The organism is Nocardia sp. NPDC005366 (assembly GCF_040606855.1).
GTDB lineage: Bacteria > Actinomycetota > Actinomycetes > Mycobacteriales > Mycobacteriaceae > Nocardia.
In genome coordinates this window covers 1-20,463 of the sequence record NZ_JBEXFQ010000006.1, presented here as the reverse complement: position 1 = coordinate 20,463, position 20,463 = coordinate 1, and the positions used below count along the sequence as shown (strand labels likewise).

The following is a 20,463-nucleotide window of genomic DNA, read 5'->3' as shown; positions in this document are numbered from 1 at the left end:
CCGACCTCGCCGAGAATCCGGAGCCTTCGGCGGTGCACGGCGTGCCCGCGGCCGGTCGGCGGGCCGCCGATCGAGCGTGGGTCAGTCGTCCTTGGCCGTGTCGGTGTAGCGCTGGAGGTAGAGCGGCTCGCCCAGTTTCTCGAGCAGATCGAGTTCGGTCTCGAGGTAGTCGACGTGCGATTCCTCGTCCTCGAGGATCTGCTCGAAGATACGGGCCGAGGTCACGTCGCCGCGGCTGCGCATCAGATCGATGCCACGGCGGAGGCGTTCGACGGCTTCCATTTCGACCTGCAGATCGGCCCGCAACTGCTCGGGCACGGTCTGGCCGATCCTTAGCATGTTGAGCTTCTGGTAGTTCGGCAGGCCCTCGAGGAAGAGAATGCGGTCGGTGAGGACCTCCGCGTGCTTCATCTCATCGAAGGATTCGTGCCGTGTGTGGCTCGCCAACTTCGGGAAACCCCAGTGGTCCTGCATTTTGGCGTGCAGGAAGTACTGGTTGATCGCCGTGAGTTCGGCCGTCAACTGCTCGTTGAGCAGCGTGAGGATGTCCTGGTCGCCTTCCATGGGTGAGATCGTGGCACAGATCTCGCCAGGTTGCGCCGGGACGACAGAGCGTGTCGGGTCAAGCAGCCGAGGATTCGGACACCTGGGACACCTCGGACACCTGGGACACCTCTGTCAGTCGCGCCCGGCTGATCACTTCGGCCAGTCGGCTGGTGCAGTTGCCGCAGCCCGGTTTCCAGCCGCACGCCTTCTTCACCTGCCGGACCGTGCCCGCGCCCATCGAAACGCAGTCGTGAACGTCTCCCTCGGAGACTGCGTTGCAGATACAGACGTACATGGCATCCTCACAGCATCTACGGTTCTTATGAGGTTAGCCTCCGCTCCAGGAGGTTAGCCTCCCCTAATGTATAGCAGGCGCGGCGGCGGAAGGGAACCACCCGGGCCGATCGATATTCGGGCTGGTCGACGGCGCGTCGCCCGGCTGTCGTGGCCGTAGGCGTACTCGTCGCGGGCGGTATCCGGGAATCGGGTGTGTCAAGACCGCATGACATCGGTCGCCGTACGGTCCGTGTCTCGGGCGGCGCGAACCTGTGGGCGGTGTCGGTCGGTTCGTCGTGGGAAGCTCGCGCGGTCCGGGCGGGGCTGGGCATACGGCGCGGATCCCCAGGGCGCCGTTCGTGTTTCGGCCGGGCCGGACCGCTGATGTGCTGTGCCGCAACATGTTCGCGTATCGCCTCGGCCTCCGGCGACGGCGGCTCCGTTCTCCCACGCCGGGGCGTCGCGGCGCGGATCGTTCGCGCGACATCCGCTGATGGCCTGGGCCGAAGCCTTTTCCGGGATATCCGCGCGGGCTCCGTGCCACTCACCGGCGGATCGGAAATATCACCCCCGGTGTTATTCGCCGTCCAGTGCGGGCATTACGGGCCGTGAGGAAATGAGGAGCCATGAGCATATTCCGAAATACGAACAATTATCGACGACGACATGGCGGTGTCGGCACCGCGCGCGGCGGCCGGTGGCGGTCCGGCGGCGGGTATCGGCGCGGCTGGGGCCGACGAGCCGAGGACTACCGCAGACGCCGATCCACGAGTTCCGGCGGGCTGGAGACCGCGGCGCGATTCGGTTTTCTCGCCCGCGGTGTCGCCTATATCGTGATCGGCATTCTCGGGTTCATGCTGGCCATCGGAACGGCCGAGCACGAGCCGGACGCGGGCGGTGCCCTGGCGGCGGTCGTGACGAAACCGTTGGGATATCTGCTCCTGTGGATCCTCGTCTTCGGATTCGCGGCGCTGACCGTGTGGCGGATCGCGCAGGTCGCGAGTGCGCGCCGGACGTATTCGGGCGGACACCGGCTCTATGCCGTCATCTCCGGAATCGTCTATGCCCTGGCATTTCTCGGCACCCTGCGGTTCGTGGTGCACGGCAGGACACCGACGCCGAGTGACGCCGTCGCCCGCGATCTGACCGGTCGCGTCCTGAGCTGGGAGGGCGGGCAGGTCGTCGTTCTGCTGATCGGTCTCGCTGTGCTGGCCTTCGGGGTCTGGCAGACGATTCGTGGGCTGCGCCTCGACTTCGTCGACGACCTCCGCATGGGCTGGATGACCCATGGCTCGCGCGAGGCCGTGATCTGGCTGGGCCGGGTCGGCTATGTCGCGCGGGGCGCGATCGTGATCGGCATCGGCCTGGCCGCCATGGTCGCCGCCGCGAATTACGACGCGGCCGAAGCGAAGGGTGTCGACGCGGTGCTGCACGATTTCGCCGAAACCGCGTTCGGTCCTTGGATTCTCATTCTGGTTTCACTCGGCCTGATCGCGTTCGGCGTGCTGTCGTTTCTCGAAGCCAAGCACCGCAGGACCTATGGCGGCGTTCCGGTGTGATGTGATCCCGGATCGGGCTTCCGCTTATCCGTCGAAGTACGGGGTATGCCGTGGACACACCGGGCAGTACCGTCCGGTCGCCACGGCACCCACAGCAAGGGCTCGGAAAACAGCTATGTCACGTGCGTCGGTTCATCGATCACTCACCACCGTGGTCACAGCGCTCATTGTCACCGTGATGCTCGCGGGCTGTGTCACGAACTCACCGAAAGAACAATCCGACCGACAGGACAAGGCGGCCGAGTTCCAGATCATCACACTCCATATGCCCCGGGATCTGTGGACGCGGACCAGCACCGGCGCGGGTCATAAACCTATCGAGGATCCCCAGCGCCTGACCGACGATCCGAACGGCATGGTGACCGTCGAATTGAGCGGTTCGCAATTGGTCGAATATCTCCAAATACTCGACTTCAACGCGCACGGCGGCTTCATGGCCAAGGACGAGGCGATGGCCGCCACCGTGTACGACGCGCTGGCGCCGGTGCTGGACCGGGTACAGACACCGGGGCAGCAGGGCGCCGCGGGGCCGGAGGTCACCATCGACGCCGCCGCGATGCCGGCCGAGCCCAAGTAGCGGGGGCTTTTCACGACGCGCTTTTGACCGGCGACCTTCGGGGTAAGCACGGTAGTGAGCGGTGATCGGTCGATGCCGCTACGGGCGTCGTGAGGAGGAATCCCACCATGCGTGACCGGGAAATTCCAGCAGTCGGGCGGGGCGGCCTCGCGCCCCCGCCCGATGGTAGCGATATGGATCGGCCGCGGGCGGTGAGCCGCGACGACAGGGCAGCCACGCGCGGGCGTACATCGGCTACCCGCGGACGGCGGCCCGAGCGGCTGGCGGTGACGCTCAGCGTGGCCGGATACCGCGATTTCACCGTCGGCGTCAGCGCCGTGCTCGCCCCCACCTCGCACGGCGAATATCTGATCGAGCCGGGTCACGACCCCTTCGAGATCGCCATGGAGATGGGCGCGCTCACGCTGCGTTCGGAGGATCGGACGTGGCTCGCCGCGGTGCACAACGGGACACTGTCGGCCGAGGACGATCACCTGCGCATCACCGCCGATCGCCTCGAATTCGCCGATCGCATCGATGTCGATCGGGCCCGCTCGGCGCAGGCGGAGGCCGCCGAGCGGCTCACGCGCGATCGCGGCGACGCCGACGCCCACGCGGCGTTGCGGCGAGCGAATCTGCGTCTCGCGGTCGCCGCCCGGATGCGTCCGTGGTGAAACAGTTCGATGGTCAGCCCCGTGCGTGACCGCTGGGGGCGGATCCGAGGGATGTCGCGGCTCCGAGCGTCAGATCGGGGATCTGCTCGACGATCGTGAGGACTTCGGCCAGCTCGTCGACGGTGTCGAGAAGTTGCCGCTCGGTATGTTCGCTGGTGAGGAAGAAACGCAGGCGTTCGGTGCCCGCGGGAACGACGGGCGAGAGGATCGCCCCCGCGTTGTGGCCGCGCTGGAGCATGGCCGCGGCGGCGTATCCGGCGCGGATCTCACCCGGCACGATGACGGGCACGATCGGGGTGGCCTGCGAATCGGCGAGATCCATGCCGCGTTCGCGCAGTGCGCCGGTGAACAATGCGGCATTCGACCACAGGCGGGCCAGCCGTTCGGGTTCGTCGCGCATGACGTCGAGACCGGCGATGACCGCGGCGATGTTGGCCGGTGACGGGCCCGCGGTGTAGAGCGCCATGCCGGGGGCCGCGTATTTCAATGCGGCGATCAGGTCGGCGTCGCCCGCGACGAAACCGCCGGTACTGCCGAGCGCCTTGGACAGACTGCCCGCCCAGATATCGACGAGATCGCCGGGAAGGTCGAAATGTTCGCGGCTGCCGAGTCCGGTCGGCCCGAGCACGCCGATGGCATGCGCCTCGTCGACGAGCACCGCGCAATCGTATGTGCGTGCCACGGCGGCGATTTCGGCGATGCGGCCGAGATCGCCGTCCATGCTGTAGTGCCCTTCGATGATGACGAGGGCCCGATCGAACTGGTGGCGCGATGACCGCAGCAGGGCGGCGAGCGATTCGGGATCGTTGTGCCGGAACGCGAGTCGCCGACATCCGGCCCATTGCGTGCCCGCGACCAGACTGGCGTGGGCGAGCGAATCACACACCGCGACATCGCGTTCGCCGAGCAGGAAGCCGATCACCGCGGCATTGCTGAGGAATCCGCTCGAAGACACCAGCGCCGCGCCCGCCCGGTAGATCTCGGCGAGGCGGCGCTCGAGAATCCCGTACAGCGGAATCTCGCCCGTGACGATGCGCGTGGCCGAGGCGGAGGTGCCGTATCGCGCGGCGGCGTCGTTGGCGGCCAGCACGACCAGGGGATGCCCGGCCAGCTCCAGATAGTTGTAGGAGCTGTAGTTCACCAATTCGCTTCCGCCGGAATGGATCACAGCGCCGTTATGCCCCTGCGGGGACAGGAACAGCGGATGCGGCAGCCCGGTGGTGTCGACCAGGCGCTGGATCGCCGACTGTTTCTCCAGCGCCTCCACCACGGCGGGATGGTCGGCGAATTGCCTGCCGGGCCCGCGCCGCCGCGCCGCGGGGATCGCCGTGGCCTCGGGAGCCGGGATCGCGGGGGTTCGGACCACCGGCGTGGCGGCACGCTCGCGTGCCGCCCCCAACATGCGCCGCGCGATATCGCGTTCGTCGCTCACGCCGTCGATCCTCGGGAAGCGGCGCCGACGATGATCTCGGCGATTCTCGCGCCTGCCTGCGCCAGGCTGAACGATCGTCCCAACTGCATACTGTTCATCTCCACGCCGAGTGTCTTGGTCACCAGGGCTCCGAATTCCACCGCCATCAGCGAATCCAGTCCGAGTTCGGGCAGCGGCACCGTCAGGTCGATGGAATCCGAGGCCACGCCCATCACCTCGGCGAGCTGTTCGGCCAGGACGTAGCCGACGACGGTGGCGCGCTGCGCCTCGTCCAGCGCGCTGATCTCGGCGCGCAGTCGTGTCCCGGCAGAATCGCCCTCGGAGGCCGCGGCGATCAATCCCGCGACGCGGGCGGTGTAGGCGAGTTGGGGGGCGGCCAGGACCACCTTGCCCCATTCGACCGGGATGATCGCCGCTTGCCGCACGCCCAATCGCAGTGCCTCACCGAGATATTCGGTGCCTTCATCCATATCGATCGCGTCGAAACCCGCGATCCGCAGATAGCGCTGGACATTCTCGTCGGCGTCGACCATGCCGCCGCCCGACATCGCGCCCCAGCCGACGCACAGCACCCGGTCACCGTCGCGGGACCACCGGTCGGCGAACGATTGCAGCGCGAGATTGGCCGCGGTGTAGGAATACTGACCGATTCCGCCCATGATCGCGCTTCCGGAGGAGTACAGCACGATCAGATCCGGACGGACGCCCTCGGCCGCCAGTGCGGCGTGCAACGCCTGTGCGCCGAGGAGTTTCGGACGGAAGACCGCGCTGAGACTCGCCCGGTCCATGGTCGTGATCCGCTGGTCGTCGAGGACGCCGGCGACATGGAAGACGCCACGCACGCGATGCTGTGCGGTATGGGCGCGCGCCACGACATCGCGGATCGCCTCGGCGTCGGTGACGTCGGCCCTTTCCGCCAGCACTTCCACGCCTTGGGCGCGCCAGGCGTCCAGGTGGGCGCGGGCGATATCGCCGCTCGCGCCGCCGCGCCCGACCAGGACCAGGTGACGCGCGCCGCGCCGGACCAGCCACCGCGCGGTGGCGAGCCCGAACGCGCCGTAGCCGCCGGTGATCAGATAGCGTCCGGCGGGATCGATGGGCACATCGGCGGATCGCGGTCGTACCGGCGGGGTTTCGCCGGTGAGGTCGAGCGCGATGCGACCGAGCCGGGTGGAGCGCAATGCTTCCTCGAAGGCCGTCGGCAGTTCGTCGACACCGAAACGGTGATACGGCAGCGGCCGGTAGGTGCCGTCGGCCAGTTTCTCGTTCACCGCCCGCACCCGCGCGATGACCTCGGCGCGGCGCAGCGCGAGCATGCGGTCGAGATCGAAGGAGAAGTACGCGACATTCTTGTCGAAATTCCGTAGCTCGAGTACGCCGCCGGAATAGATATCGGCCTTCCCGATTTCGACGATGCGCCCGAATTCCGCGACTGCCTTGAAATTCTGGTGCACGATTTCGCCGGGAGCCGTGCTGATCACGATATCGGCGCCGCGACCGTCGGTGAGCCCGAGTACGTCGTCGACGAAATTCAGCGACCGGGAATGCAGTACCTCGTCGGCGCCCTGGTCGAGTGCGTAGGCGCGCCGCTCCTCGGTGCTCGCGGTGCCGATCACCCGCGCGCCGTGCCGCTTGGCGACCTGGATCGCGCACGCGCCGACTCCGCCCGCCGCGCCGTGCACGAGCACGGTCTCGCCCGCACGGACCCGGGCCAGGTCGAGCAGCGCGTATTCGGCGGTGACGAGGGAGACCGTCGATGTGCACAGTTCGGGCCGGATGGATTCGGCGGCGGGTCCGATCAGTTCCGCGCTTGCCGTGTGGAAGCGCTCGATCATGCCGGGCGAGGCGAGTCCGACGCGGTCGCCGACGCGCACATCGGTGACCTCCGGTCCGACCCGGACCACCGTCCCCGCGCCCTCCATACCCGGCGCGACACCGAAATGGGTTCCGGCCAACTCGTCCGCGCCGAGCACCCCGAGCACCTTCAGGGGATCCTTGAACCCGAGTCCGATGGCGGCCATGCGCACCTCGACCTCGCCTGGCCCGGGTGCGCGGCGCGGAACGCGCCGCCAGCCCAACTGGGACAGCGCCCGCGAACGCGGCATGTCGAGTGCGAAATTCGCCTCGGGATCGGTGAGCGGCTCCGGCCGGTCGAGATCGGCGAGACGGTCGGGCAGCGCGCGCGTCACGACGGTCGACCACCGTAATCCCTTGCGCAGGAACACCTCATCGGTGCCGTCGGCGCAGAATGCGCCGGGTACGGCGAGTTCGGCGAGCAGTTCCGATTCCGAGGTCTCCTCGTCGATATCGACCAGGCGCCAACGCAGCGGCGGTTGTTCGTTCAGCAGCACCCGTCGCGCGCCCGCGAGTGCGGCGTGATCCGGATTCGGCGGTCGCGAATCCTCGGCGTGCGCGAAAGCGCCTTCGGTGACCAGTGTCACGTGCACCGAGCCGTCTCCTGTCAACGGCAGCGGTTCCGGATGCAGCGCGTCGACGACGCGTTCGACGGTCAGGGCGAGTCTGCTCAGCAACCACAGATCCGTCACCGGATCGGCCCCGGTTCCGGCGACCACGCAGACGTGTACGCGCTCGACGCCTTCGGTGGCATGCGCCGCGTACAGGATATCGGCGACGGCGTCATCGAAATCCGCTGACAGGGTGTCGATATCGACCACACGCGAGCGACCGGTCGAGCCCGCGATCTGCGCGATGCGCTGCGGCGGCGCGCCCGTGAGCGGGAAGACCACGGTGTAGGCGGTGGCCGAGGACGGCAGTGCGGCGAGATCGACCGGGTCGCGCAGCGTCCAGACTTCCTCGTAGTAGAGGCTCTCCAGCCTGCGCACGCGCCCACCGCCGAAGGGCACGGCCTGGAATTTCGCGCCGACGATATGCAGGACCGGATTGTGGTCGGAGTCCAGCACGTAGACCTCGGCGCGCAGCGGTGCGGTGAGTCCGGCGACCACGACGACCTGTGCCGGAATCGGCGCGAACACGCGCACCGCCTCCGCGCCCACCGGAATGACCGCGCCCTCGACCTCTGGTCCGCCCGCGTCGCCCAGCGAGACCACCTGCCAGGCGGCGTCGAGTACGCACGGATGCGCCAGATGCCCGGAATCCACGGCGGCGCTCGCGTCCACGTTCGCCACGACGGTGTCACCGTCCACCCAGGCCTGGCGAACCAGGCGGAACGCCGGGCCGTGCGCGACACCGGTCGCGGTGAGGTCGGCATACAGGGTTTCGGGCCGCACCGGCGTCATCGTCGCCGTTTCGGGCACGGCGATCTCGACCGGCGCGAAGGCCCCGTCGACCAGGCGGCCGGTGGCGTGGATCGTCCACGACGTGCCTGCCGCCGGGCGAGAGCGGATGGTGAATCGGTGGGTGGACTCCTCGACACGTATCTGCATCACCGGGATATCACCGGACTCGATGACCAGCGGCGCGATGAACCTGACCTGTTCCACGGCGGCGATGCCGTGCTCGGCGGCTCCGAATTGAACGGCCGCCGCGCTCAGCGCCGCGTCCAGATATGCCGCGCCGGGCAGGATTCTGACGCCGTCGACGATGTGGTCATCGAGCCAGGGCAGTGACTCGGCGGCGATCTGCACGGTCCAGAGACGTTCCTCGTCGAGGTTCGGATCTCCGAGCATCGCGTAGAGATCGGCTGTGCCGTACTGCTTTTGCGTCGCGGCGGGGTGCTCGGCCCGCAGTCTGCGGCGCTGCCACGGATAGGCGGGCAGCGGCAGGTGCGGCGTCGGCCCCGCGCCGATGAGTGCGGGGATGTCGAGCGTGCCCGCCGCGTAGAGTCCGGCGATCGTTCGACGCATGCTGTCGCTGTCGGAGCGCTCGCGGTGCAAGGTGGACACGGTCGCGCCCTTGTCGCCGGAATGCAGCAGCAGCTCACCGATATTGGCGGCGAGCACCGGGTGCGGGCCGACCTCGAGGAATACGCGGTGATCCGCGCCGAGCAGGCCGCGCACGGCGTCGGCGAATCGGACCGGTTCGCGCACATTGGCGCACCAGTAGTCGGCGTCCCACAGTTCGTCGCGCACCCGGCGGCCGGTCACCGTGGAGTAGAGGGGGAGTGTCGGAGGTCGCGGGGTCAGTGTCGACAGGGCCTCTCGCAGCGAGTCGAGGATCGGTTCCATCGCAGCGCTGTGATACGGCACCTCGACGCGCAGTCGTTTCGCGAAGACCCCGCGCTCGCTGAGGTAGGCGTCGATTTTGTCGAGCCGGTCGACCTCGCCCGACAGCGTGACGGCGGTGGGGCCGTTGACCGCGGCGAGATCGACTCCGTCGCCGAGCAATTCGGCCGCCTCCTCGACGGGCAGGCCGACAGCGAGCATGCCGCCCGCGCCCGCGGTCTTCGCCTGGAGCCGCGCGCGATGCCAGGCGACGGTCACCGCGTCGGTGAGCGACAGCACGCCCGTCACATACGCGGCCGACACCTCGCCGACACTGTGCCCGACCACGGCGGCGGGCCGGACGCCCCTGGCCGCGAGGGTTTCGAACAGCGATACCTGGACGAGGAAATTGGCGGGCTGGGCGACCTCGGTCGCGGCCATTCTCGACTCGTCCTCGGGCCGGGTCAGTTCGTCGCGAACCGACCATCCCGCCACGGCGAGGAATGCGGCGTCGATCCGCTCGGCCGTCGCCGCGAAGACGGGATCGCGCTCGAGCAGTTCGCGAGCCATACCCCACCACTGCGGCCCCATGCCGGTGAAGACGAAAACGGTTCCCGTGGTGACATTTCCGATAACGCGGTGTGCCGCGCGACCTGCCCCGTCGGCGTAATCACGGAGTTCGGCGATCAGCTGGTCGGGGTCGGTCCAGGCAAAGCCGGTACGGAACGGGTGGTGATGGCGTCGCGTCCATGCCGCGGTCGCCACCCGATCCGGGTCCGCGCCCGCGGCGAGGAGTTCGGCGAATCCGCGTGCCACCTCACGTACGGCCTGCTCGCCGCGCGCCGAGATCGGCAGGACGCCGAAATGGCGCGCGCCGGCGTCCGTGTCGGCGGCGCGGGGACGATATTCGTGGAGGATGGCGTGCGCATTGGTGCCGCCGTATCCGAAACCGTTGACCGCCACCGTCATCGGGTCGTCATCGGGACCGAGCCGGTGCGCCTCGTGCTGGATGGCGAGGCGCAGTTCGTCGAGCGCGAGATCGGGATTCGGCTGATCGGCCATCCACCCTTGCGGCGGCACGGTGCGATGGGAGATCGCCAGTGCCGACTTGATGACGCTCGCGATCCCGGCGGCGGCCTCGGTGTGGCCGAGCGTCGACTTCAGCGAGCCGACGCCGAGCGGTGTGTCGCGCCCATCGACGGCGCCGTACGCCCGCCCGATCGCCCGCAGTTCCAGCGGGTCGCCGACGGGAGTTCCCGTCCCGTGCGCTTCGACGTAGGTCACCGCGTGCGGGGCGATTCCGGCGCGCTCGCAGACCGATTTCGCCAGCGACTCCTGGGCTTCGGCATTGGGCACGGTGATCGCGGTCGTGCGTCCGTCCTGATTGGCGCCGGTGGCCTTGATGACCGCGTAGACGCGATCTCCGGCGGCCTCGGCATCGGTCAGGGGTTTGAGCACGACGATCCCCGCCCCCTCGCCGCGACCGTAGCCGTCGGCCTCGGCGCCGAAGGATTTGCTGCGCCCGTCCTCGGCGAGGAACCCGCCTTTGCACATCGAGATGAAGGTTCCCGGTTGCAGCATCAGGTTCACGCCACCGGCAAGCGCCGTTCGGCAGTCTCCGTCGCGCAGCGCCTGACACGCCAGATGCAGGGCGACCAGCGACGAGGAACAAGCGGTGTCCACGGTGATACTCGGCCCGCCGAGGTCGAGCGCGTAGGAGATCCGATTGGACAGCATGGTGTACGACGCGCCCGCCGAGGAGTGCATATCGATATGGGCGACCGCGTCGCCGGACATCCCCGCGGCCAGTTGATCCAGGGTGAATGCGCCCATGTAGACGCCGACCGGCTCGTGCGCCGTTCGGCCCGCGATACCCGCGTCGTCGAGTGCCTCCCACGCCACTTCGAGCACCAACCGTTGCTGCGGATCCATCGCGGTGGCCTCACGGGGTGAGATGCCGAAGAAATCGGGGTCGAACGCCCACGGATCGGTCGTCAGGAAGGCGGCCCGTTTCGTGTACATGCGGCCGGGCGCGCGCCGGTCGGCATCGTAGTAGCGGCGATAATCCCAGCGGTCTCCCGGTATTTCGGTGACGGCGTCGCGTTTGTCGACGATGAAATCCCAGAACGACTCGGGCGAGTCGATGCCACCCGCGTAGCGGCAGCCGATGCCGACGATCGCGATATCGGTCACGGAACGTACTCCTTCACCAAGTATGGAATATCGACGGGCCGCGACTATTCGGCGATCCGGGCCAGGCTGCTCGGCAGCCACATGACCACGTTGACCTCGGGCCCGCGCCGCCCGAGCCGTATCCGCCCGATCCGCTGCGCGCCCCCGGCCTGGTAGTAGGCGACGTTGCCGTCCTTGCACAGTGCGAGCATCGGCGCGCCCGCGCGCTCGAGCTCGGCGATCCCGTAGGCCAGCAGCGCCCGGCCGACGCCGCTGTGCTGATGGTCGGGGTCGACACCGAGGGTGACCCCGAAGAAATGCGGCAGGCCCTTGGCCAGGCCCGCGATCGTCGCGTCCATCGCCAGCGCGCGCGGGCCGCCGGAACCCATGGCCCACACGAATTCGGGAATGGAGGCGAGATAGCGCAGCGGACCGAATCGATAGGCGGGGGTCTGCCAGAGCGCGCCGCCGACGATCTGCCCTCCCGCGCTGGCCACCAGCGCGCAGCCTGAGGGCAGATACTGGTGACGAATCATCGCCCGCGTCAGCCGAGGTTGGTGACGACGGCGCTTGGCCTCGTCGGGAAACATGTACTCCCCGAACGGATCGTCGACCTCGAACGCCCGGTCCAGTACCGAAACGAGCCGGGGAATATCTTCTTTCGTGGCCACGCGTACTGCCACATCATCGAACTTTTCGGGCACCGGCAACTTTCGTGACGGGCTGCCACCCCCGCGAGCAGCCGGTTCATTCTTGCAGACAGCAATGTACACCAATAGCCGGCAGTGCGCAGCGGGTTCCTACCGGTCAGTAACCTGGTGTGGAAATCATTGCAAGCCCGTACTTTCGGCGGCTCCGAACCGCGCGGCCCGCGCATCCGGTTTCGCATATCCTGCGACCGAGGCCCGGACGGGGCGAACGGATTTTCGACACGACGAGGACAACCCATGACGCCATCGGCAACCCGGCGTTCCGCGCGCGAGAACGATGCCGGTGACACCACCCTGCATCCGCCGCGCTGGCAGCCCGCGCCGATGCGCTGGCACCGCACCGAGGTCACCTGGGCGCAGTCCTGGCGCTACGTGGGGGCTTTCGTGCCACGCTGGCGGGACAGAACCCTGATCCACTACCTGGCCACCGAGCTCCCCGGAGCCGACGACGTCCTGGTCGCCCGCATGCCGATGCTGCGCTACGTCGTCGTGCGCAATCCCGAACTGGCCCGCCAGATCCTGGTCTCGAATCAGGAGAACTATTGCAAGAGCGCCGAATACGACATGATGGCGGTCACCTTCGGGCAGGGCCTCGTCACCGATATGGACCAGCGCCGCTACCAGCGCAACCGCCGCGTGGTCCAACCCCTGTTCGCTCGCGGCAATATCGAACGATTCGCGGTCCCCATCACCGAGGCCGCCGGTGACGCGGCGACGCGCATCCTGGAGGCCTGTGCCCGCGACGAACCCATCGATATCGGTCCCGAGATGAATCGGCTCACCCTGGACATCGTGGCGCGCACCATGTTCGGCACCGACCTGTCCGGCCCGATATCGCAGATCCGGTTGACGAATCTGCTGAAATTCTTCGGCGTCGGCTTCGCGACCAATATCAGCAGGCCGCTGCGGGCGTTGTCCACCTTCCTCGTCCGGTGCACCACGCCGGAAGAACGCCGGGCGGGTTCGCGCATACCGATTCGCGCCATGCGATGGCTCACCTGGTTCACCGCGCCGCACATCATGGTCGAACTGCGCCGCATCGAACGCGCGGTGGACACCCTCATCGCCGATCATCGCAGCGGACGCGTCGACCGCACCGACAATCTGCTCGGGCTGCTGATGGCCGCGCGCGACCCGGAGACCGGCCACGCCTACACCGATACCGAAATCCACGACGAGCTCATGACATTCATCGGCGCGGGTATGGAAACCTCGGCCACCGCCCTGATCTGGACCTGGACGTTGCTCGCCCAGCATCCCGAGGCGCGCGACAGGATGCACGCCGAACTCGAGGAGGTCCTCGGCGGCCGCGCACCGGGGGCCGCCGACGTGGACGCACTGGTGTGGACCAAGGCGGTGCTGGCCGAATCGATGCGGCTCTATCCGCCGATCATCGGCCTGACCAGGGTGGCGACCGGACCGGATGTGCTTGCGGGCTATCGGATCACACCGGGCACCACGGTGGTGATCAGTCTGCACGGCGTCCACCACAACGCGACGGTGTGGCCCGACCCGGAGCGGTTCGATCCGTCACGGCATCTGCCGGAGAACATGACCGCCGAGCGCAGGCACGGATCACTCGCGTTCAGCGCGGGCAAACGCGTCTGTATCGCCCAGAACTTCGCGGTCATGGAATTGGTGCTGTCGCTGGCCGTGCTGGCTCAGCGGCTGACGCTGGAGTCGGCGACCGAGGAACCGATCCGGCGCGCGCTGTCGTTCACGGGCGGCCCCGACGGACCGGTTCCGATGCGGGCGACCCCTCGGCAGTAGCGGTTCACGACCGTCGTTTCGCGACGACCTCGGCGATCTTCTTCCTGGCCGCCTCGGCCTCGTGCTTCTCGTTCGCGTACAGCAGACCGAAGGTGAAGCCGTTCTCGTCTTGCGCCGTGCTCGTGATCGTCGCTGTGCGCCAGAGGAATTCGGCCGAGACGATGGCGTCGTTGTGGTCGCCGAGCACCTGCTGCACCTTCTTGTAGTACGCGATATTCGCCTTCGCCCGCCCGGCTCGGCGCACCGGTTCGTGGAGTTCGGCGGCGTAGCGGGCGCGTTTGGCGGCCTTGCGGGCGCGATGCAGTGATTCGGCGCGCTGATCGCGCAGGCCAGTCGCGAGACGTTCGTCGGCTTTTCGCGCGGCCCGGTGCGCCCGGCGCATGAGGTCGCGTCCGCGAACGCGGCCGTCGAACGGCGGATGCGATTTCCATGCCCGCAGGGTGGCGAGCAGATCCAGATAGCGGCGCGAGTTCATGGCTTCGGCGAGTTCGTCGCGCCGCCTGACCTGCTTGCCGAGCAGTTCGGACTCGATGCGCGCCGTGACCGGGCCGAGTACGAGTTCGGGCGGGAGTTCGGCGAGTTCATCCGCGAGGCGACGTCGCTGCACCTGGCAGTCGCGGACCTCGCCGAGCAGGCACGCGTACCATTTCAGCTCCTCCTCGATTTCGCCGATCGCCGTGCCGTCGAGCAGCGTGCCGAAGACCCGCAGGGTGCTGCGCAGCCGCCGCGATGCCACGCGGGTGTCGTGGATCGGGTCGCGTCCCCGGCGAAGTTCGACGTCACCGGCGACGATCATGTCGATCTGCGCGGTCATATAGTCGCCGATCGCGCGTTCGGCCTTCGAACGGGCGGCGGGCCGAGCGGGGCGTCCGGGCAGAACCCGCGACAACTTGGACGGATATTCCGAGGCGCGAGCGCCCGCCCGCAGGAGTGCCTCGACCAGCGGCGCCGGGACCTGTTCGGTCTCCGGGCCGAGTTCGATCTCGACTTCATGCCAGGCGAGGGTGTCCCCGGAACCCTCCGCCAGGGTCGCTTCCACGGTGTCGTCGGCGACCTCGGCGATCAGTGCGCCGTCCGCGTCGAGAACGCGGTGGCGGTCGCGGAGCGTATAGATCGTGGTGACCGGGTGCAATGGCTTGCCGAGGCCGATACCCCGGACGATGTCGGCGAGTTCACGCGGCAATTCCGCGGATACCGCGGTCGACAATTCGAGCCGACCGCGCGCATGCGGGATCTTCAATTGCCACCCGGACTCGTCGTCGCCCTCGCGGCGACGCAACGTCACGTTGTCGGCGAGCAGATCCAGATCATCGGTGTCGTGATAGACGCTGGTGAGCTGGACCGAGGTCGTCTCGACCCGGCCACCGGCGACGAGGTCGTCGAGCGCGGGCAGGACGAAGCCCCGGTCGACCTCCCATTTGCTCTCGCGTTCCAGTGCGTCCTTCATCGATACAACGTTCCCAGGAAACGGGCAGTGAAACCGCAGGCGGAGCGCGGATCGGTGATCTCCCGAGGTGATATCACCGCCCGACGATCGGTGGGGACGCGGCGGTGTCAGGTGCGGCGGATGCGGGCGATCCAGGCCGCCGTGTCGATCGGTCCCTCGGTGGGCAGGTTGTGGCGTGCGGCCTCCTCGGCGACCACCTCGGTGATCCGTCCCCGATAGGTGGTGGCGGCGAGGGGTTCGATGGTCCAGCCGTCGGTGAACGCGTCGCGAATGATCGCCTCGCCGATGCGGGGCCCGAAACCCGCCTCGGTATCCGACAGAGCGAGGACGATGACGTGGCCGCCAGGCGCACAGAGGCGGTGCAGCGCGCGCACGTAGGTGGCGCGGGCCTCGGGCTCGGTGCCGAAGATGTGGAACAGGGCGCTGTCGACGATGGTGTCGAATTCGCCAAGCGGTTCGGTGCCGGGATCGGCGAAGGCGAGCATGTCGGCCACCTCGAGTCGGGCCGCGGGGACACCCTTGGCGACGGCGTTGCGGCGCGCGTAGGCGACGGCGCTCGGCGACAGATCGACCCCGAGGACGTCGTAGCCGAGTTCGGTGAGGGCGATGGTGTGCTCGCCCGCACCCGCGCCGGGATCGAGCACGCGGCCGCTGATCCAGCCCTCGCGTTGCGCGGCCAGGATCGCCGGTTGCGGTTCCCCGATCACCCAGGGTGCGGTGTCATTGTCGTAGACCGTGTTCCAGATGTGCGGACTCTGTGTCATGGTCCCAGCCTCCGACATGAACCTCGGTTCAGGTCAAGTATTCGGGGCGATCGATCCCGCCGCGCCGGGTCACGCCGAATCGAGGACTCCCGCAACGACTTCGGCCATACGGGCGCGAAACACCTCGGGGCCGAAGGTTTCCGCGTGCGTGCGGATGACGGCCGGGTCGTAGGCGTGACCGGCGCGCAGGACGTCGGCGAAGCCCGCGACGACCCGCTCATCGGTGCCGAACGGGATATGCGCGCCGGTGACCCCGGGGGTGACGGTATCGAGTGCGCCGCCCTCACCGACCGCGAGAACAGGCGCGCCGCACGCCATGGCCTCGACGGGGACGATGCCGAAATCCTCCACGCCCGGCATCAACAGGGCATGGCAGCGGCGGTACATATCCACGAGGACCTCATCGGGCGCGGCGCCGAGGAAGGTGGTCTCCGATCCCGCGATGGCCTCCAGTTGACGGCGATACCGTCCGTCGCCGACGACGACGAGCCTGCGGCCCGAGCGCTGGGCGATGCGGATCGCGAGATCGGGACGTTTGTAGGGCACGAGACGTCCGGCGAAGAGCAGGAAATCCTCGCGCGCCACGGCGGGGTCGTGGGAGAAGCGATCGAGGCGTACCGGCGGGTTGACCACGACGGCGGGGAGATCCCACCAGTCCCGCACCCGGGCGGCCACCGCGTGGGAATTGGCGACGACCGTGTTCAGGTGCGGGGCGGCCGCGCGTTCGGCGCGACGGGCGATGGCCCCGAGCGCGACCAGCGCGGTGCGGCCTGCGAGGCCGCCCGCCTCGCGGTCGCGGAACGCCGGATCCCAGGCCCAGCGCGCCGGGCTGTGGACATAGGCGATGACCGGCGCGTCGGTGGCGAAGACGGCTTGCACGGCGAAGGCGTGATGACTCACGACCACCGCGTCGAACCGATCGCGCAGTGGCAGCCCACGCAGGGCGCGCGGCACCAGCGGAAGCAGCGGTGCGTGCGAGCGACGGCCGGTGGCCGCGTGCACGCGCGAGAGCCAGGTGTCCTCGATGGTGTCCCACGGGGGATACGCGATAGCGGGCGCCCGCGCGGGATCGACGATCGGCGCGTACACCGACGCCTGCGGCCACGTGCGCGCGAATTCGCCGACTACGGCCTCCGATCCGCCGTATTCGGTGAAACGCTCGTGTACCAGGGCGATTCGCGGTTCACTCATCGCGTCACTCCTTCCAGCCGTCGGGGCTCGGCGTACCGGCGTAGCGCGGGTGCGACCGGTCGGCCCGCGAGGAATCTGTCCACGCTGCCTTCGTCGAGCGCGCGGCGATACAGCCGCGCCGCGGCGCGACAGGCCGCGAGCGTGTGGTCGATGTCGGCGTCGGTATGGGCGGCGGAGGTGACGAACGACTGCCCGAGTACCCCGTTGCGCAGCAATTCCTGGAGAAACAGCGTGCGGAATTCCTGTGACGGCGCGCCGCTCGGGTCCAGCGTCTGGAAGATCAGGCAGGACGATCGGCCCGCGATCCGCAGATGGTCGGCGATCCCCAGCTCGGCGGTGATCTCCTCGAACCCGGCGCGCAACCGCTGTCCCGCGTGCTCCATGCGGCCGATGGGGTCGGTGGTGGCGTAGGCGTGCGCCACCGCGCGGAAGGCCGCGAGCGACCCGGTCTCTGGCCCGTGCGTGGTGGACAGCAGGAATACGCGTGGCCGGTCGGTGCGCAGCCCGCCCAGTTCCATGTACTCCCGGCGGCCGGCGAGCGCCGAGATCGGGAAGCCGTTGCCCATGGCCTTGCCCCAGCACGACAGGTCGGGCACCACCCCGTACACCCGCTGGGCCCCGCCCGACGACCAGCGGAAGCCGGTGATGATCTCGTCGAATACCAACAGCGCGCCATACCGGTCGCACAGCGCGCGTACGCCATCGAGGTAGCCGGGCAGCGGTTCGTGCAATGCGGTGGCGGCTTCCATCAGGACGCAGGCGACGTCGTGTCCGGCGAGGACCGCTTCCAGCGCGGGCAGGTCGTTGTAGGGGAAGCGCACCGTCGGTGGTGCGGGAATACCGCTGTCCATCGCCGTGGTGCCGATGAACCAATCGTCGACGGAGAAGAAGGGCTGATCGCAGGCGGCGACGGTGAGACGTCCGGTGACCGCGCGGGCGAGGCGGACCGCCGCCGTCGTCACATCGGAGCCGTTCTTGGCGAATTTCACCATATCCGCGCCGGGCGTCAGCGCGAGGAAATCCTCGGCGGCGAGCAGTTCCGATTCGGTGGGGCGGGAGAAATTCACCCCGTCGGCGATGGCGGCGGTCACCGCGTCGACCACCGGCCGGTAGCCGTGTCCGAGGGTGACCGAACGCAGGCCCATCCCGTATTCGACGTATTCGTTGCCGTCGCGGTCGACCACGCGGCATCTGTTGCCGCGCACCAGGATCGGAGCCATATGCTCGGGATACTGATCGTCGCCGCGGGCATAGGTGTGCGCACCGCCCGGCACCAGTTCGTGCAGGCGGGCCCGCGCGGCATCGCTGCGGGCGAAGCTCATCGGGGGAGTCGGGTCCATGCTCGTTCCTCTCGTGCTCAGCAGCCGAATTCGGTGGCGGCCTTGATATATCCGGCGCTCTGGCGCAGATACATCCACGCCAGGAAGGGCAGGCCGGACGGACTGGGGCTGCCCACCATGGTCAGCTCGCCGTCGAAGCATTTGCCGACGATGTAGCGGGCCCGCGACACGTGCGGGGTGAAGGTGACGACGATGATGTGGCGCCAGCCCTCGGCCTCGGCGCGGCGGCGGATCTCCTGCGCCTCGCCCCGGGTGGTCCACGGATCGGGCTCGAAACACGCGACCCGGAAAGGGAATCGGCCGTCGCAGTATTTCGCCATGTGCGGGTCGTCGATGCCGGTCGATGCCGCGATCACCAGTTCCGGCGCGTATCCGCGCTCGGCGAGATCCAGTCCGACGTCGAACCGTTCATAGGCGGTGCCGCCGAGGACCACGATCGCGTCGGCGGACCGGAGTGGATCGACCTGCGGGTAGACGTAGACCGGAAGTCCGGCCAGCACCGCCGCGGCCAGCAGTGCGAGCAGCCCCGACGGGAGCAGCACCCGCCATCGTCTCGAAGGTTTCGGCACGCGCGCGTACATCGGCGCTACCGGGCCGGCCGGTCGCGGCCGAGCGGTGCGGAACCGACAGCGCCGGTGGGGGAGACGACCAACCGCCAATATCCGCCCTCGGTGTCGCGCAGTACCACCCCGGCGTCGGGGCGATCGGAGACGTAGGTCCCGCCCGCGAGGACCGAGGCGACCACCGCGCCGTCGGCGGCCTGCGCGCGCAGGATCTCACCGTCGCGCGGGTCCGCCCGCGCGGTGACGGTGCCGGTGAACGTCGGGCGGTGCGTGCGGCCGCGGCCGATCACCTGCCAGGCGGGCGGGAATACCAGTGGGTCGAGATCGTCGGCCACCCCGGAGATCAGATTGAGGGCGGTGCCGTCCGGGCACCCGGTGGCTTCGATGCGCAGTTCCACCGGCCGGGATCCCGGATCGGCGTCGAAGACGATATTCGCCAGATATGGCTGACGGCAGTGGTTCAGCTCGACACCGGCCGAACGTCCCGCCACCTTGCAGTTGACCATGCCGAACTGCGATGGCCCGCCCCGGCCGAGCACGCCGACGGTGACCGCGACTTCGGAACCCTCGAACCAGACGTTGGTCAGCCACCAGTTGTTGGCCGCGCCGTCGATGAGGATATGCCGATCGGTGGTGGCGGGATCGGTATCGGAGACGAATTCCACATTGGTCAGCGACAGACCCGCGTTGTGGTCGTTGCCCGTGCCGAGCACCCCGATGCGGTTACTGGTGAACTTCGAGGACGTCACGTAGTTCTGGATGCACGAAGTCACCAGTCCCACACCGAAATTGTTGATATCGCAGTCGATGAACGAGGTGCCCCCGGTGTTGCCGTCCAGCACCACGCCGCGCTGGCCGGTGTAGCGGGGGAAGTTGTCGCCGAGGTGATTGCCACGGATCAGGACGGTGTCGAAACTACAGCGGAAGCATTCGGTGAGGCGAACGGCGGTGGCGAGCGGTCCGGTGAGGTAGAAACCCATGCGGGAGAAACGAATCCGATGACGGCCGCGCAGGGTGATCAGGGTGGTGTCGGTCTCGCAGAACACGGTGGTCGCGTCCGCGCCGTCACCGTAGACCACCGCGAAATCGGGTAGATCGGGCCAGCGGGTCACCTTGTAGTCGCCCGCGGGCAGATACACCACCGGCGGTGGACCGTCGGTGCGGCAGGCGGCGGCCAGGGCGGCGGTATCGTCGGCGCGGCCGTCGCCGACGGCGCCGAAATCACGGATATTGCGCACGGCGGAGGTCCGCAGGAGCCCTTCCTGTTCGGCGATACCGTGCGCGCCGCCATCGCCTACGGCAAGCCCGACGCGACCCCCGCCGAGATCGAATGGGCCGCACG

Annotated in this window: 15 protein-coding genes; 4 read left to right on the top strand and 11 right to left on the bottom strand. The window is 68.5% G+C overall.

Going from position 1 to position 20,463, the window contains the following annotated elements; translation table 11 throughout:
• Positions 1 to 81: 81 nt before the first annotated feature.
• Together bfr and ABZS43_RS08835 are read right to left on the bottom strand one after the other, a co-directional pair.
• Positions 82 to 564, bottom strand: a complete 483-nt coding sequence (gene bfr / locus ABZS43_RS08840) for a bacterioferritin (protein WP_355035250.1) — start codon at positions 562 to 564, stop codon at positions 82 to 84.
• Between the two features lie 58 nt (positions 565 to 622).
• Positions 623 to 784 carry a hypothetical protein gene (locus ABZS43_RS08835; RefSeq protein ID WP_355035249.1) on the bottom strand — a complete coding sequence of 54 codons (162 nt, stop codon included), beginning with the start codon at positions 782 to 784 and terminating at the stop codon, positions 623 to 625.
• 664 nt (positions 785 to 1,448) lie between these two features.
• Here ABZS43_RS08835 and ABZS43_RS08830 point away from each other — a divergent pair.
• The 3 genes from ABZS43_RS08830 (at position 1,449) to ABZS43_RS08820 (ending at position 3,611) form a co-directional block, all read left to right on the top strand.
• Positions 1,449 to 2,381 (top strand): DUF1206 domain-containing protein, encoded by a 933-nt coding sequence (locus ABZS43_RS08830; protein WP_355035248.1) that lies wholly within the window; start codon positions 1,449 to 1,451, stop codon positions 2,379 to 2,381.
• A gap of 115 nt (positions 2,382 to 2,496) precedes the next feature.
• Entirely contained in the window at positions 2,497 to 2,958 is a 462-nt protein-coding gene (locus ABZS43_RS08825) for a hypothetical protein (protein WP_355035247.1), read from the top strand.
• Positions 2,959 to 3,065: 107 nt separating this feature from the next.
• Positions 3,066 to 3,611: a hypothetical protein gene (locus tag ABZS43_RS08820; RefSeq protein WP_355035246.1), complete on the top strand. Its 546-nt coding sequence runs from the start codon at positions 3,066 to 3,068 to the stop codon at positions 3,609 to 3,611.
• 13 nt (positions 3,612 to 3,624) lie between these two features.
• Here ABZS43_RS08820 and ABZS43_RS08815 read toward each other — a convergent pair whose 3' ends face one another.
• From ABZS43_RS08815 to ABZS43_RS08805, 3 genes are read right to left on the bottom strand one after another with little or no spacing between them, the layout of a single operon-like run.
• Positions 3,625 to 5,043 carry an aminotransferase class I/II-fold pyridoxal phosphate-dependent enzyme gene (locus ABZS43_RS08815; RefSeq protein ID WP_355035245.1) on the bottom strand — a complete coding sequence of 473 codons (1,419 nt, stop codon included), beginning with the start codon at positions 5,041 to 5,043 and terminating at the stop codon, positions 3,625 to 3,627.
• A complete protein-coding gene (locus ABZS43_RS08810) occupies positions 5,040 to 11,357 on the bottom strand; it encodes an SDR family NAD(P)-dependent oxidoreductase (RefSeq protein WP_355035244.1) in 6,318 nt (2,105 codons plus the stop codon). The genes ABZS43_RS08815 and ABZS43_RS08810 overlap by 4 nt, the downstream gene beginning before the upstream one ends.
• Positions 11,358 to 11,401: 44 nt before the next feature.
• Positions 11,402 to 12,007 (bottom strand): GNAT family N-acetyltransferase, encoded by a 606-nt coding sequence (locus ABZS43_RS08805; RefSeq protein WP_355035243.1) that lies wholly within the window; start codon positions 12,005 to 12,007, stop codon positions 11,402 to 11,404.
• Positions 12,008 to 12,283: 276 nt separating this feature from the next.
• On the opposite strand from ABZS43_RS08805, the gene ABZS43_RS08800 reads away from it, so the two are divergent.
• Complete coding sequence (locus ABZS43_RS08800; RefSeq protein ID WP_355035242.1) at positions 12,284 to 13,816, top strand: cytochrome P450; 1,533 nt, start codon at positions 12,284 to 12,286, stop codon at positions 13,814 to 13,816.
• A gap of 4 nt (positions 13,817 to 13,820) precedes the next feature.
• Here ABZS43_RS08800 and ABZS43_RS08795 read toward each other — a convergent pair whose 3' ends face one another.
• From ABZS43_RS08795 to ABZS43_RS08770, 6 genes are all read right to left on the bottom strand, one after another.
• Positions 13,821 to 15,263 (bottom strand): CYTH and CHAD domain-containing protein, encoded by a 1,443-nt coding sequence (locus tag ABZS43_RS08795; protein ID WP_355035241.1) that lies wholly within the window; start codon positions 15,261 to 15,263, stop codon positions 13,821 to 13,823.
• 107 nt (positions 15,264 to 15,370) lie between these two features.
• Positions 15,371 to 16,027, bottom strand: coding sequence for a class I SAM-dependent methyltransferase (locus tag ABZS43_RS08790; RefSeq protein WP_355035240.1), 657 nt, complete (start codon positions 16,025 to 16,027; stop codon positions 15,371 to 15,373).
• A gap of 69 nt (positions 16,028 to 16,096) precedes the next feature.
• Complete coding sequence (locus ABZS43_RS08785) at positions 16,097 to 17,218, bottom strand: glycosyltransferase (protein WP_355035239.1); 1,122 nt, start codon at positions 17,216 to 17,218, stop codon at positions 16,097 to 16,099.
• Entirely contained in the window at positions 17,215 to 18,558 is a 1,344-nt protein-coding gene (locus ABZS43_RS08780; RefSeq protein ID WP_355035238.1) for a glutamate-1-semialdehyde 2,1-aminomutase, read from the bottom strand. The genes ABZS43_RS08785 and ABZS43_RS08780 overlap by 4 nt, the downstream gene beginning before the upstream one ends.
• A 17-nt stretch (positions 18,559 to 18,575) precedes the next feature.
• The gene (locus tag ABZS43_RS08775; protein ID WP_355035237.1) at positions 18,576 to 19,139 is read right to left on the bottom strand and encodes a YdcF family protein; all 564 of its coding nucleotides are present in this window, start codon (positions 19,137 to 19,139) and stop codon (positions 18,576 to 18,578) included.
• A gap of 5 nt (positions 19,140 to 19,144) precedes the next feature.
• On the bottom strand, positions 19,145 to 20,463 hold a 1,319-nt coding region (locus ABZS43_RS08770), incomplete at its 5' end, for a glycosyl hydrolase family 28-related protein (protein ID WP_355035236.1).